The 13910-nt window shown below is 43.7% G+C and carries 10 protein-coding genes; all 10 read left to right on the forward strand.

What is annotated here, in order from left to right; translation table 11 throughout:
* Window positions 1-141 precede the first annotated feature (141 nt).
* The 10 genes from IM792_RS01740 to IM792_RS01785 all read left to right on the forward strand — a co-directional run bounded on the left by IM792_RS01740 (window position 142) and on the right by IM792_RS01785 (window position 13891).
* Window positions 142-786, forward strand: a complete 645-nt coding sequence (locus IM792_RS01740) for a hypothetical protein (RefSeq protein ID WP_194099952.1) — start codon at window positions 142-144, stop codon at window positions 784-786.
* Window positions 783-1796, forward strand: a complete 1014-nt coding sequence (locus IM792_RS01745; protein ID WP_194099953.1) for a S41 family peptidase — start codon at window positions 783-785, stop codon at window positions 1794-1796. Before IM792_RS01740 ends, IM792_RS01745 begins: the two co-directional genes overlap by 4 nt.
* Before the next feature lie 141 nt (window positions 1797-1937).
* Window positions 1938-2516, forward strand: a complete 579-nt coding sequence (locus tag IM792_RS01750; RefSeq protein ID WP_194099954.1) for an RNA polymerase sigma-70 factor — start codon at window positions 1938-1940, stop codon at window positions 2514-2516.
* A gap of 77 nt (window positions 2517-2593) precedes the next feature.
* Window positions 2594-3721: a FecR family protein gene (locus IM792_RS01755; protein ID WP_194099955.1), complete on the forward strand. Its 1128-nt coding sequence runs from the start codon at window positions 2594-2596 to the stop codon at window positions 3719-3721.
* Between the two features lie 263 nt (window positions 3722-3984).
* Window positions 3985-7299, forward strand: coding sequence for a TonB-dependent receptor (locus IM792_RS01760; protein ID WP_194099956.1), 3315 nt, complete (start codon window positions 3985-3987; stop codon window positions 7297-7299).
* A gap of 9 nt (window positions 7300-7308) precedes the next feature.
* Entirely contained in the window at window positions 7309-9210 is a 1902-nt protein-coding gene (locus IM792_RS01765) for a RagB/SusD family nutrient uptake outer membrane protein (protein WP_194099957.1), read from the forward strand.
* Between the two features lie 56 nt (window positions 9211-9266).
* A complete protein-coding gene (locus IM792_RS01770; RefSeq protein ID WP_194099958.1) occupies window positions 9267-10019 on the forward strand; it encodes a DUF3823 domain-containing protein in 753 nt (250 codons plus the stop codon).
* 11 nt (window positions 10020-10030) lie between these two features.
* On the forward strand, window positions 10031-11650 hold the full coding sequence (locus tag IM792_RS01775) for a calcineurin-like phosphoesterase family protein (protein WP_194099959.1): 1620 nt from the start codon (window positions 10031-10033) through the stop codon (window positions 11648-11650).
* Window positions 11651-11832: 182 nt separating this feature from the next.
* Entirely contained in the window at window positions 11833-13143 is a 1311-nt protein-coding gene (locus IM792_RS01780) for an ectonucleotide pyrophosphatase/phosphodiesterase (protein WP_228084885.1), read from the forward strand.
* Window positions 13144-13336: 193 nt separating this feature from the next.
* Complete coding sequence (locus IM792_RS01785; protein WP_194099961.1) at window positions 13337-13891, forward strand: RNA polymerase sigma-70 factor; 555 nt, start codon at window positions 13337-13339, stop codon at window positions 13889-13891.
* Window positions 13892-13910 lie beyond the last annotated feature (19 nt).

A 13910-nucleotide genomic window follows, 5' to 3' on the forward strand; every position in this document is an offset into this window, starting at 1 on the left:
CTGCAAATATCGGTTTGGCAATGTATGTTATTAGCATGCGTGTGTTGGCTATGCCCGTTTACTGCTTTTGCACAGTCGGGCAATAGCCGTGATTTTTATTTTGAAGCAAAGCTTGTTGATACAAAAATAAGGGATAATGATATGTCGGCCTTAGTATATCAGGGATCTTTACCGGGTTTTACTTTTGGTGCCGATTTTCATAATAAATTTATATCTCAGCAGGTTTCAATCAGCTATCAGCAAGGTAATCTCAGCAATGATATTAACACATCAATATTAGCTTCAAAAACTGTAGGTGCAAATTACACCGTGATGCTACCGATTGCCAGTCTGGCAGGCGTAAAAATTAATGGCGGACTTGAAATGCAAACTTTTTTGGCTACCCGTAAGCATAATCAATTTATTAATAACCGGGATTTTTTTGAATTCGCCGGAAGTATGGCCCTGTCAATTGATGCTTCTTACAGTATATCAAGGCAACATCCACTAATTGTTAAAACAAGGCTGACCAGCCCTTTTATTTCGAATATTACACGCTCAGGCTATGTAAATAACGATGAGAATACTGTTCAGCAACCTCAGTTCAGTACTTATGTAAACAATATTTATGTAACAAGCTTTGGTGGCTATACAGCCGTTAACTGGCAAACGGTTATAGAAAAACATATAAACCCTAAACACACCATTGGCATTGGTTATACCCGGAGTAATTATCAAATGAAACATGAACAAGAAGTTACCGTGGCATCTAATACCTTGTTTATAAGCTACAGTGTAGGGTTATGAAATCAAGAATTGTATTTCTGTTGATAGCTTTATTAATTGCTGCTTGCCAAAAGCAGGAGTTAAAGGATTCGTCATATCATCCCGTTAAGGTATTTAATGAACTTTGGAATGTAATTAACGAGCGGTATGCTATGCTCAGTTATAAAAAAGTGAACTGGAAAAACATTCGGGATGAGTATAGTGCTAAAGTTACAGTGAACACTACCGATCAGGAACTTTTTGAAATATGCTCGGCCATGCTTGATAGTTTGCGCGATGGGCATATGGCGCTTTCAGCAACAGGCCAAACGTATACATACACCGGATATTTTTTGCCATACGACCATAATTTTAATTTTGAACTTCTCGAAAGCAAATATTTCGTCAACACTGAAAAAATTGGCTTAGCGACATTGAATGTGTTTAATGGTGTTCTGTATATCCATATACCGACGTTTAAGAGTGAACTTTCCGTAGCTGATATTGACAGGATATTGGCAAGGCTGCGTCAGTTCAATAAAGTAATTATTGATGTGCGTGATAACAGCGGCGGCGAATCGATATTGGTTGATAAATTGGTACGGGCTTTTTTAACGCAGCGGCAGTTGTTAAAATACGATATCTATCGCAAAGCATCTGACAATGAAGCTTATTTTCCACCCGTTGCCAAGTATCTTGATCCGGATGATAACCCAATATCGTATTCAGTAGTTTGTGTACTAACCAATCGCCGATGTTTTAGTTCGTGTAATGATTTTGTGCTGTATATGTCGCTACTACCCAATGTTCATATAATTGGCGATCAAACAGGCGGAGGCGGGGGCACACCGTTTAATTATGAACTGTCAAACGGGTGGCGACTAACTTATTCGGCATCAATAGCGTTAACCTCATCCGGCGAAAATATAGAAGGTGGCTTAAAGCCTGATACTGTTGTAGTAAACACCCTGGCTGATGATGTTGCGGGCAGAGATGCTATTTTGGATTACGCTATTCAAGAATGTAAAAAATATGGCTTATCATCTCATTAATGGGTATTGATACTCTGTTATTAATTATGTTCACATTGTACATAGTGCTTAAATATTATTTAACAAAAGCATAATCGGGTGCTCTCGGTAGGCGAGCGATATAACCAGTAATATTGCGCCTGTAATTTCAGCACCCTTAAGATGCCGCACTACGGTGAGATAACAGATTCAGAACTGGTTTCCTTATTGAATAAAAAGGATCATGCGGCATTTACCGAAATTTACGATAGGTATTGGCGGGCTCAGTTTATTCATGCCTATAAAATTCTTAACGATGAGGCCGACGCGGCCGACGTGCTTCAGGATGTTTTTACAGCTCTGTGGTGCCGTACGGATGAATGGCAGTTGGAGAGTTCGCTTGCTGCATACCTATACACTGCCGTTAGAAACAGGTGTTTAAAACTGATAGCTAAAGGCGGCAGGAGAGAAGCTTTTGCCAACGAACTTGCCCTGGCCTTTAATGAAGGCATTAACGCGATAGATGAAAGCGTTGATCTTAAAGAGTTATTACGATGCCTGGAAGTTGAGGTGATGGCGCTCCCGCCAAAAATGCAACAGGTATATATTAAAAGTCGCGAAGAAGGGCTTACCCATAAGCAAATTGCAGAAGAAATGGGTATTGCCGAAAATAGTGTAAAAACCACCATGCACCGTACATTAAATTCCTTACGTGCAAAGCTGTCGCCATTGCTTTCATTACTTATCTTCCTGATAAAATAAAAAAATTTTAATCCGGATGTATACCAACGCCGGGGTTAGGGGTCATTAATATAAACGGACTTTAAACTGTTTATATAATGACCCCAAAACAAGTAGAGGAACTGCTGGCCAAATATGCCGAAGGTACCTGTACAGAAGAAGAAAAGCTATTGCTGGAAAGCCTGTATGACAAGGTTCTCAGTAAAAAAACTGCTGACCCTGAGTATATAGATCAGGAGGCATTGAAAGCTTCTATATATCAAAAGCTGCCTAAACACCGTGTTAAACGAATTAAGCCTTACTGGCAATATGCCGCAGCCGCTATTGTGCTGCTATGCATTTCGGTAACGGTTGCATTGTATATGCAGCGTAAGGATGAGCAACCTGTTCAAATAGCTCAAAAACTACACGATATAGCCCCGGGTGGCAATGTTGCCACGCTAACATTATCTAACGGTAAAAAAATAGCATTAACTGATAGTACCCGCGAAGAATTGGCCAAGCAGGCCGGTGTAAGCATTGTAAAATCGGATGACGGGCAACTGATCTATTCAGTTTATGGAAATGAGCAGAGCGATGGGCCGGTTGGTTATAACATTGCCGAAACCCCTAAAGGCGGCCAGTACCAGGTGCATCTGGCTGATGGTACCACGGTATGGCTAAATGCATCGTCATCCCTGAAATTCCCGGTTAGGTTTGCCGGGAAAGATCGTGTTGTTGAACTAACCGGAGAAGCCTATTTTGAAGTTGCCCATAATGCCTCAAAACCATTTATTGTTAAAACCCTGAACCAGCAGGTGCAGGTGCTGGGTACGCAATTCAACGTAAACTCGTACGATGATGAGCCTGCCGTTGTTACCACCCTGGTGCAGGGCAGTGTAAAGGTAAGCTCAAACCACTCGGGGCAAACCTCAATACTTAAGCCGGGTGAGCAATCGCTGCTATCGGCCAGCCAGTTCACAGTACGCATGGCCAACCTTGACGAAGCTATTGCCTGGAAGAACGGCTATTTCAGGTTTAAGGATGAAAAGATAGGCAGCATAATGCGCAAGCTGTCGCGCTGGTATGATGTGGATGAGGTAGAATATATCGGCAAACCATCTGATGAACTATTTACTGGCAAAATATCCCGTTTCAGGAATATTAGCCAGGTACTTAATATGCTTGAAAAAACCGATGGTGCACACTTTAAAATTGAAGGAAGGAGAATAAAAGTTATGCCATAGCGAGGAATACCTAACAATACCCTTGTATTCCAAATAAAAAAGGCCATCACCGGGTGCCACCGGGGATGACCATGAAAATCTGGAATTGAATAACAATTTAACATTATTAACGTGAAAGGCCTCCTCTTTAACGCAGATCGGCCTGCCACAAACCCAGACCACGAATGTACGCAATTTACTTTAAAAAATCAGTACAGCTACGACGCTGTATAAGCCAAAGTCTGTTGATTATGAAGCTTACAACCTTGCTAATTGTTTTAACAATGCTACAGGTAAGTGCAACATCTCTTGCTCAAAAAGTAACTTTATCAGAAACGAATACCTCGTTAGAGAAGATCTTTGATAAGATCAGCAGCCAAACCGGCTATGATTTCCTGTTCATCAGGAAAACCATGCAAAAAACCACCCCGGTAAGCATCGATGTAAAAAATGTTGAACTTAAGGATGTTCTTCAGCAAATTTTTAAAGATCAACCCTTAAAATACAGTGTTGATGACCGGTCGATCATCGTAACCAGAAACGAGCTTCCGGTAATATTGATCGAGAACAATGCCTTGCGCCTTATCAATATTTCGGGTAAGGTAACTGATGAGAACGGCGCTATACTGCCCGGAGCAACCATCAGGGTAAAGGACAAAACCATTGCCGTTGCTGCTGATAATAAAGGCGAGTTTACCCTCCGCAATATTGACGAGGGCGATGTGCTGATCATATCGTTTGCCGGTTTCATTACACAAGAAATTAAGGTAAATGATGCCACTCCGTTAACAGTTGTACTTAAAACCGACGAAAAGGCCTTAACTGAAGTTGTAGTAGTGGGTTATGGTACCCAAAAAAGGGCTACCCTAACCGGCGCTGTAGCCACCATTCAGGATAAAGACATTGTACGTACCAAGAACGAGAACGTAATGAATGCCCTTACCGGCCAGGTACCGGGCTTGCGTGTAAGGCAGCAAAATAGTGAGCCGGGTGTGTTCGGTAGCTCAATGGATATTCGCGGACTTGGTAACCCGCTGGTAATTATTGATGGGGTACCGCGTGATAACATTGCCAAGCTTGACCCGAATGATATTGAAAGTATATCGGTACTAAAAGATGCTTCGGCAGCAGTATATGGTGTACAGGCGGCAAACGGTGTTGTATTGGTAACCACTAAAAGCGGTGCCGAAAACTCAACCTTTAATGTTGATTATAATGGCAGTATGCTTTGGCAGCGCCCTTCAGGCTTGCCACGCACTGTAGGCGCGGTTGACTATATGCGCCTGGCCAATGAGCTTGATATGAACCGTGTTGACGGTGCCGGAACCTGGCGCTACTCGCAGGAGATGATCGAAGCCTTTGCTTCAGGGCAACGACAGTCAACCGATTGGAACAGCGCAGTAATGCGCGATCAGGCACCGCAAAGCCAGCATAACCTGAGTATTTCAAACGGAAATAATAAAACACGTTTCTTTACCAGTTTAGGCTACCAAAAGCAGGAAAGCTTTTTTAACAGCGATAAAGGTTTTGATTACGATAAATTCAACCTGCGCGCTAACCTAAACTCAAAGCTGAACGAAAACCTGACATTTGATTTGAAAACGAGCGCTATAACAGATGAGCGTAACCGCACGCAGTTTTCAAGCAATGATATTATCCGCGCGTCATGGCGCCAGATAGCTATCGACCCTATTTATGCCAACAATACCTCGCCATATTATTATCACACCACCATATCCGAATCAAACAACCCGGTGGCGTGGATAAACAGGGATTATGTAGGATATATTCGTTACCATACAAAAACGCTTCAGTCATCAGCATCACTAAACTATAAGCTGCCATACATTAAGGGCCTGAGCGCCGAGGCATTTTACAGCTATGACTATAATATTGATGAGGTAAAAAACTATTCGCGTGCTTACGAGCAGTTCCGTTATGACGAGGCAGCGGGTATTTACAGCACCTTTGCCATGAGAACGCCAAGCACTATCAGGAGAGATTTTGCCGAGCGTAGTTCAAGCATCTACCGTTTCTCGCTAAAGTATGCCAATGTGTTTAACAACGTGCACAATGTTAGCGCTTTGGTATTGCACGAGGGTCGTAAACAGCAAGGCGACGGATTTTATGCATCAAGGCAGCTAAGCCTTGATATTGATGAACTTTTTGCTGGTGATGCCGATAAACAGGTGGGTAGCATGGATGTAGCCCAGCGATTTGAGTACGCCAACCAATCGTACGTTGGTCGTGTTAACTACAGCTACAAAGGCAAGTACCTGTTTGAGGGCGCCTTCAGGATGGATGGTTCATCACGTTTCCCTAAAAACGGGCGCTGGGGCTTTTTTCCTTCAACATCAGTAGGTTATCGCGTGTCTGAAGAAGGTTTCTGGAAAGAGTCGCTAAAAGGTGTTATCAGTGATTTGAAGATCAGGGCATCATACGGTGTAATGGGTGATGACTCGGGTATAGCATACCAGTTTGTTAGCGGTTTCAACTACCCATCGGGCGCGGCCATTTTTGATGGTAAGTATGTTAACGGCGCGGCAAGCACCGGTATACCTAACTACAACATTACCTGGTACGAATCAAAAATGCTGGATGCCGGTTTTGATATGGAACTGTGGAACGGCAAAATGGGCGTAACTTTTGATGTTTTCAGAAGAAACCGTACCGGTTTGTTAGCCAGTCGTGCACAATCTATCCCGGGTACTATTGGTGCGGCATTCCCGCTGGAGAATTTGAACTCTGACCGTAATGAGGGTTTTGAGTTGGCCATTAACCATAAAGCGTCATTCCGTAATATAACTTATACTGTTGGCGGTAACGTATCGTTAACCCGTATCATGAATATGGATGTGCAGCGTGCAGGCGACCGCAGTGCATACCATAACTGGAGAAACAATACACAAAACCGCTATAGTAATATATGGTGGGGACTTGAAGCAGGCGGCCAATACCAAAGCTTTCAGGAAATTGCCGAGTTTCCGGTATATACCAGCCGTGGCGAATTGCCGGGTAACTACTACCATAAGGATTGGAATGGCGACGGTGTGATTGATGATATGGACATGCACCCAATGGGTTTTGGCGCTGCGCCGTTGTTAAACTTTGGTATAAATGCCAGCGTAATGTATAAAGGCTGGGATTTCTTTATGCTATGGCAAGGCGCTTCAATGTCGAACGTGTTTTATAACGAAATTCTGCGTCACCCGCTGCATTCAGGTTATGACAATACGCTCGAGCGTTTCCTTGACCGCTGGAGGCCTGCAAACCCATCAGCCGAACCGTTTGACCAAAAAACACAGTTCATTCCGGGTAAATACCCAATGCCGGGTGGTTCTGATCCCGGTCGCGAATCTCAGTTCGCTATGTACAACAATCGTTACATCCGCTTAAAAAATGTTGAGCTGGGTTATACCTTCCCGGTATCTATCAGCAAATGGGTGGGCATCCGCAAGGCAAGGCTGGCTGTGGGTGGTTACAACCTGTTAACCTTCTCGCCAGTAAGTTTTGTTGACCCCGAGCATCCCGAAGACCAGGGCGGTTATATGTACCCGCTTAACAAAACATTCAATGTTAGTCTTTCCTGCAAATTCTAAGAAATCATCATGAAAAAAATATATCGCATATTGATGATCGTGGTAACGATCACGCTCATATCAACCTCATGTAATAAGATGGATATTCCGCCGGCCAATCTTTTGGTTAACGACGATATATTCAGAACCACCAATGGCATTACGGCTTACTTCGCCAAAATGTATTCATCATTACCGTTGGAGGATTTTCGCTACTCGCATAACCGTGGCTTTAATAACGAACGTGTAACCCACAACGTAGGTGGTATTACCGGCGAGGCTGTTGGCCGCGATACGCAAATGTTACCGGCCGTACAATGGTTTGGTGAAGGCTACTCGCTGCTGCGCGATGTAAATATGTTTATTAAAACCCTGGCGCAATATGCCGGCTATCACAGCGAAGAAGATGTAAAGCACTGGCTTGGCGAGGCCCGCATGATCCGTGCATTTGCCTATACAACCATGGCAAAACGCTACGGTGGTGTGCCAATTGTAAACGATGTTATTGAGGATTTTGAAGCCGCCGCGCTTCCTCGTAACTCAGAGGATGAGGTTTGGGAAAACATAGCTACTGATTACCAGTACGCCATTGATAACATGCGTGCTACTTCTGCCGCTGGTCGTTTCAATAAATACTCGGCCGCTGCATATAAAGCTCAGGCTATGTTATATGCCGCTTCAATAGCTAACTTCAGTACCATTACCTTGGCCGATTCTAAAAACGGCGGGGCACAGGTTTGTGGTATTCCAAAGGCACGTGCTGCTTATTACTACAAGCTGGCCTACGATGCATCGAAAGTTGTAGACGAGGGCGGTTATAAATTATACATGGATGATTGGGCCGAAGGTAACCTGGAATCACAATATGTTAACTTCCAAAATATCCACCAAAAGCTGCCTAACACCGAGTCGATATTTGTACGTTACTTCCGTTTTCCTGATCTGCCACACTCATGGGATGCCGTATATGGTCCGTTGCAGTTGGCTATCGGCGGTCTTTCAGGCGGTTTAACCCCGTCGTATGATCTGGTGCGCGATTATGATGGTATTGGCGATTTTGTTGACCAGAACAACAAATACGTGCTGTATAACAACACCATGGAGCCCTTTCAAAACGCCGAGCCAAGGCTGAGGGCAACAGTAATTTTACCGGGCGATAACTACAAAGGTTCAGTAATTGAAGTGTATCGTGGTATATACACAGGTAACTATCCGGCCGAGGGTTTAAGCAAGTTGTATGATAGCAACGATAACTTCAACCTCTATCAATCAAACACCAACATATTAACCTCTATCAGTAACATCGACCAAAAGTATTTTACGCTGAGCAACGGCCAGCAAATGCGTGCGGCCGGTTTAAGTGGCGCTTTTAACAGTGAGAACAGGGGTACCAGAACCGGCTTTTTGCTGCGTAAGCTGATGGACCCAACCGTACCCGCCAATCAGCTGGACAACAACCGTTCAGAATCTGACTGGGTGGATATGCGTTACGCCGAAGTGTTGCTTATACGTGCCGAGGCCATATACGAGCTTAACCAATTGGGTGAAACAGCCGGTAGTTTACAGGAGGCTTATGATGCTATACAGCAGATCCGCCGCCGTGCAGGTGCAAACCTGATGACCGGTACCGGGCAGCTTACCCGCGAAGTTATACGCAAGGAGCGCAGAAAAGAACTTGCCTTTGAAAGCAAAGCCTACTGGGATCAGGTACGCTGGCGCACATTTAAGGATCTGTTTCCTGACAATCCACGACGTAAGCTTAAAGGTGCCCTGGCATTCTACGTACCATCAATTAACAAATGGTTTTTTGATGTAAAGGGTGTTGAACTTGGTAATGCCGAGCGTGTATTCCCTGAAACATGGTATTACCTGCAAATTCCGGTTGACCAGATCAGCAAGAACCCTAAACTGATACAAAATCCGGGTTATTAAGTCCTTGATATTTAAAGTATTATCTGATTGATAAACGAACGTAAAATAAAAATACAATGAAATATAAAGTATTGGCTTATAGTTTTTTGTTGGCAGGCTTATTTTTAATGAGCGCTTGCACCAAGGTAGATAACTATACTGAGCCCGAAGGAAAAATAAGCGGACGTATTGTGGATAGAGAGGGCCGCCCCGTATACGCAAACACCGGCAATAGCTCGGTAAGGATAAAAATGCTTGACTATGGGTACAGCTCAAACCCAATGGAGTATTACTTAAACGTTGCGCTTAACGGTACGTACGTTAACAACAAAATTTTTGCGAGTACCTACACCATGATACCGCAGGGGCCGTTTGTGCCTGTTGCGGGTCAGCAAAATGTTAAGGTATCCGGCGATACTAAGGTTGATTTTACCGTTGAGCCATTTTTTGTGGTAGAGTGGGGCGAGCAGGCTTTAGTACCCAATAATAACGGAACGGTAACGGCCAATGTACGTGTAACACGCGGTACTGATAATCCTTCGTATCAGCAAAACCTGAACCAGGTACTGCTTTTCATCAGCACTACCGAGTATGTGGGTTCAAACAATTACGATCAGCGTTTAACCCCGGTATTAACAGGCGCTACTGCCGAGGCATTTTTAAATAACAATGCCTCTATAACCTCAGTAACCGCGGGTACAGCTACCAACAAGGTTGAGCTAAAAAGTGGTTACACCTATTACGTGCGCGTAGGGGTAAGGAGTGCTATGAATGGCGAAATACCGCAGGCTTATAACTTTAGCGAAGTGAAAAAATTAGTAATGCCGTAAACCCTGAAAGCATGAAGATCAATATCAAATTGCCCGGATACCGGGGGCTATCAGCATGTATGCTGATGTTGGGATTGCTTAACGGCACGGCAGCGCTTGCCCAAATGGCCAAAGGTTATGTTTTTTTAGATGCCAATGGCAATGGTAAAAAAGATCGTGGCGAAAAAGGCATACAATCCATATCGGTAAGTAATGGCGTAAACGTTATAAAAACAGATAAGAATGGTAAGTACGAGTTGCCGGTGGGTAATGATAACATCCTTTTTGTTATCAAGCCATCGGGTTTCGGTGTGCCTGTTGACTCGTCAATGCTGCCGCAATTCTATTACATTCACAAACCCCAGGGTTCACCGGCGTTACGCTACCCGGCGGTAAAACCAACAGGCCCTTTACCTGCTGAAGTAAATTTTGCGCTGTTACGTAAAAAGGAGGATAAGCAATTCCGTACCCTGATATTCGGCGATCCGCAGGTGTATTCGCAGCAGGATATTGATTGGTTTAAAAAGGGTATACTGGAAGAAGCAAAGCAGATAAAGGGTGTAGCCTTTGGCTTAAGTCTGGGCGATTTGGTAGGGGATAACCTGAATTTGTTTACAGACTATAAACGAGTAATGGCTACCCTTAATATTCCGTGGTACAACATGGTAGGCAACCACGATCTGAACTTCGATCTGAAAGTTGATTCGCTGTCCGACGAAAGTTATGAGGCTCAGTTCGGCCCGGCAAATTACGCCTTTGAGTATGGTAATGCCCACTTCATCATATTAGATGATATACTGGTTCCCGATCCACGAAAGAATGACGGCTATTGGGCCGGTTTACGACCCGATCAGCTGGAGTTTATAAAGAATGATCTGGCTAATACCGATACATCTAAGCTGATCGTATTCGCTTACCATATCCCGATGAAGGATTACGGTGGCAGGGCTTTCCGGGCGGCCGATAGGGTTAAGCTTTTTGAGCACCTGAAAAATCATCGCCATGTATTAATGCTTTCAGGACATACCCATTTGCAACGCCAGAATTTTTACAACCAGGAAGAAGGCTGGCCGCATGCCGGTACCGTGCATGAGTATAATGCGGGCACAACCTCCGGTGATTGGTACTCGGGAGAGTTGGATAGCAATAAGGTACCTTATGCCACCATGCGCGATGGTACCGAGAAAGGCTACGCTTTTTTAAACATAAGCGGAAATACTTACACCATTGATTATAAAGTTGCCGGAAAACCGGCAACTTACCAAATGGGTGTGTTTTTGCCCAAGGTTATTGCCCACCGTAAAGATGAGTCGGTTGAGTTTTACGCTAACTTTTTTATGGGGACAGAAAACAGCGACATGCAATACCGCATTGACGGCGGCAAGTGGACGCCCATGAAACAAGAACAGGCTGTTGACCCGGCTTACCATCAAAGCTATATGCGCTGGGGTACTACTGATACATTAATGTTCGGCAGGCGGCCATCAAGGGCGCAGGTATCCTCACACTTATGGCGCGGAAGTATAAGTACCGAGTTAAGTGTTGGTGATCATGCTTTAGAGATCAAGGCTGTTGATATGTTTGGGCGCACATTTATGGATAAGCGCTCCATCCATATTGAAAACCCTAAGTCTTTGCCAAAGGTATATTAGTTAAAAAGGCGGCGTCATTTACTTTGAAGCCGCCTTTTTTGAAAATTTTAGAATGACAAAATAAGGTTTTACACGCATTACGTTATTATAATATCATGAAAAGTTAACATAATAACGGGCAAATTTACCCCCTCTTATTTACGGACCCATCCTTAACTTTTTTAACACGGATGGTATTTATCATGAAAAAACAACTATCAATTGTTCTGCTGCTTGCATTAGTGATGACATCGGCACAGCTTATGGCTCAAAAAGCCAAACACGTTATTTTTTTAACCATTGATGGGTTTCGCCCTGATTTTTATTTGGATAGCGAATGGCAAACTCCCAACCTGCGCGCGCTGATGAAAGACGGAGCTTATGCCAAAGGTGTTAACAGTGTATTCCCATCCATGACCTATCCATCACATACCACTATAGTTACAGGCGTGCAGCCCGTAAAGCATGGCGTATACTACAATAATATATTTACGTTGGATGGAGAAGCTAAAATGCCTTACTGGCAGGATAGCTCTATACATGCGCCTACTATCTGGAAAGCCGCTAAAGATAAGGGCATGACCGTTGCTTCACTTTACTGGCCGGTATCAGCCGATGCGCCTGTTGATTATAACATACCCGATATTGGTGGTTTGGGTGATAGCGTGCGTGCACAATATTCATTACCCAAAGGATTTTATGATGAGGTGAAGAAAGAGGTATTTGGCGGTGCCGATAAAATTGATAACGGAAAAAACCAGAACATAGCCCAGATAGCAGCCTATATCATAAAGAAAAGTAAGCCTGAGTTAATGACCATTCACGTATTTTCAGTAGATGGTGCCCAGCATGGAGTTGGCCGCAGCGGAGCACGTGTGCAGCAAGCAATTGCCGACGCGGATGAAGCCGTTGGCATTATTATAAAAGCTTTGAAAGATGCAGGCATATATGAGAATACGGTGTTGATGATAGGCGGCGACCATGGCTTTTATGATGTAAAAAAGAGCATAGCGCCAAACGTATGGCTTAAAGAAGCCGGATTGATCACCGACCTGAAAGCAGGCGATTGGAAAGCACAATTCAATACCGTGGGTGGCTCAGCTTACCTGTATCTTAAAGATGCCGCCGATAAGGCAACCGCCAATAAGGTAAAAGCTTTACTGGAGGCCCAGCCTGATAGCGTTAAGCAATATTACCGCATCATCACTAAAGAGCAACTGAAAAAGGGTGGTTATAACCCTAATGTTGCTTTCGCGCTTACTGCCGAGCACGATGCCTCATTTAATATGGCTAATACAGGCAATGCAGTTAAGCCCGGCAAAGGCGGTACACACGGACACTTTCCGGATACAAAAAACATACGTACCGGCCTTATAGTACACGGCCCCGGTATACGCAAGGGTGCAGTGATAGCGCAAATGGATTTGAAGGATATGACACCGATTATGATAAAATTACTTGGTATACCATTCTCTAAAGTTGATGGAAAAGTACCGGCAGGTTTGCTGGAGTAATAAATTGTATATTACCTTTTAATAAGCGCCGCTCAGATTTCAGGATTTGAGCGGCGTTTTGTATATATTGATAGATGGGTATATATGCCGGTATATTATACAGTAATTCGGTAACCACATAAAAATATTTATTAATAATAAGCTAACAAACAGGTAGCATGCAGGTAATAACTATGCTAAACTTTTGCATGCTATGGAAAACGTGCATGCGCTTAAGCAGGATTGCTTAACTACTTATAAGATGGTTTACTACCAATACCATCAAAAGGTGTATGCTTTTGTGGCGCATAAAACGTCGTCAGCTTACCTGGCTGAGGAGGTAACTCAATTAACCTTTATCAAGCTATGGGAAAAGCGGCATCAGCTATCTACCGAGTATGATATTGATGTGCAATTGTTCCGTATAGCGCGTAATGCCATGATAGATGAATTGAGGAAGGATGCCGTGCGCAACAATCTCATCAACCAGTTAGAGCGTGACATGAATCAGCCTTACACTGATACCTTGGTTGATAAGGAAACGCTTAAGAATGTTAATGATGCCATCGAGTTGCTTCCGCCGACACGAAAAATGGTATTTAAGCTCAGTCGTTTCAATAATTTAACCAATGCCGAAATTGCTGAGATGCTTTCCATATCAACCAAAACAGTTGAAAACCATATCACCCTGGCTATAAAACAACTCCGCCGATCGGCTATCAGTGCCTCATTTATTATTTTGCTGGATGCCTTATTAAATAATTGTTAAGCGTTAGGGGCTAAGCGTC

Origin of the sequence: Mucilaginibacter sp. JRF, from assembly GCF_015223065.1 — a bacterium.
Lineage (GTDB): Bacteria > Bacteroidota > Bacteroidia > Sphingobacteriales > Sphingobacteriaceae > Mucilaginibacter.

Excerpts from the sequence above, each read along its gene's own strand:
- IM792_RS01740 (WP_194099952.1), top strand. The coding sequence starts at position 142 with ATGTCGGCCTTAGTATATCAGGGATCTTTACCGGGTTTTACTTTTGGT.
- IM792_RS01745 (WP_194099953.1), top strand. The coding sequence starts at position 783 with ATGAAATCAAGAATTGTATTTCTGTTGATAGCTTTATTAATTGCTGCT.
- IM792_RS01750 (WP_194099954.1), top strand. The coding sequence starts at position 1,938 with ATGCCGCACTACGGTGAGATAACAGATTCAGAACTGGTTTCCTTATTG.
- IM792_RS01755 (WP_194099955.1), top strand. The coding sequence starts at position 2,594 with ATGACCCCAAAACAAGTAGAGGAACTGCTGGCCAAATATGCCGAAGGT.
- IM792_RS01760 (WP_194099956.1), top strand. The coding sequence starts at position 3,985 with ATGCTACAGGTAAGTGCAACATCTCTTGCTCAAAAAGTAACTTTATCA.
- IM792_RS01765 (WP_194099957.1), top strand. The coding sequence starts at position 7,309 with ATGAAAAAAATATATCGCATATTGATGATCGTGGTAACGATCACGCTC.
- IM792_RS01770 (WP_194099958.1), top strand. The coding sequence starts at position 9,267 with ATGAAATATAAAGTATTGGCTTATAGTTTTTTGTTGGCAGGCTTATTT.
- IM792_RS01775 (WP_194099959.1), top strand. The coding sequence starts at position 10,031 with ATGAAGATCAATATCAAATTGCCCGGATACCGGGGGCTATCAGCATGT.
- IM792_RS01780 (WP_228084885.1), top strand. The coding sequence starts at position 11,833 with ATGAAAAAACAACTATCAATTGTTCTGCTGCTTGCATTAGTGATGACA.
- IM792_RS01785 (WP_194099961.1), top strand. The coding sequence starts at position 13,337 with ATGGAAAACGTGCATGCGCTTAAGCAGGATTGCTTAACTACTTATAAG.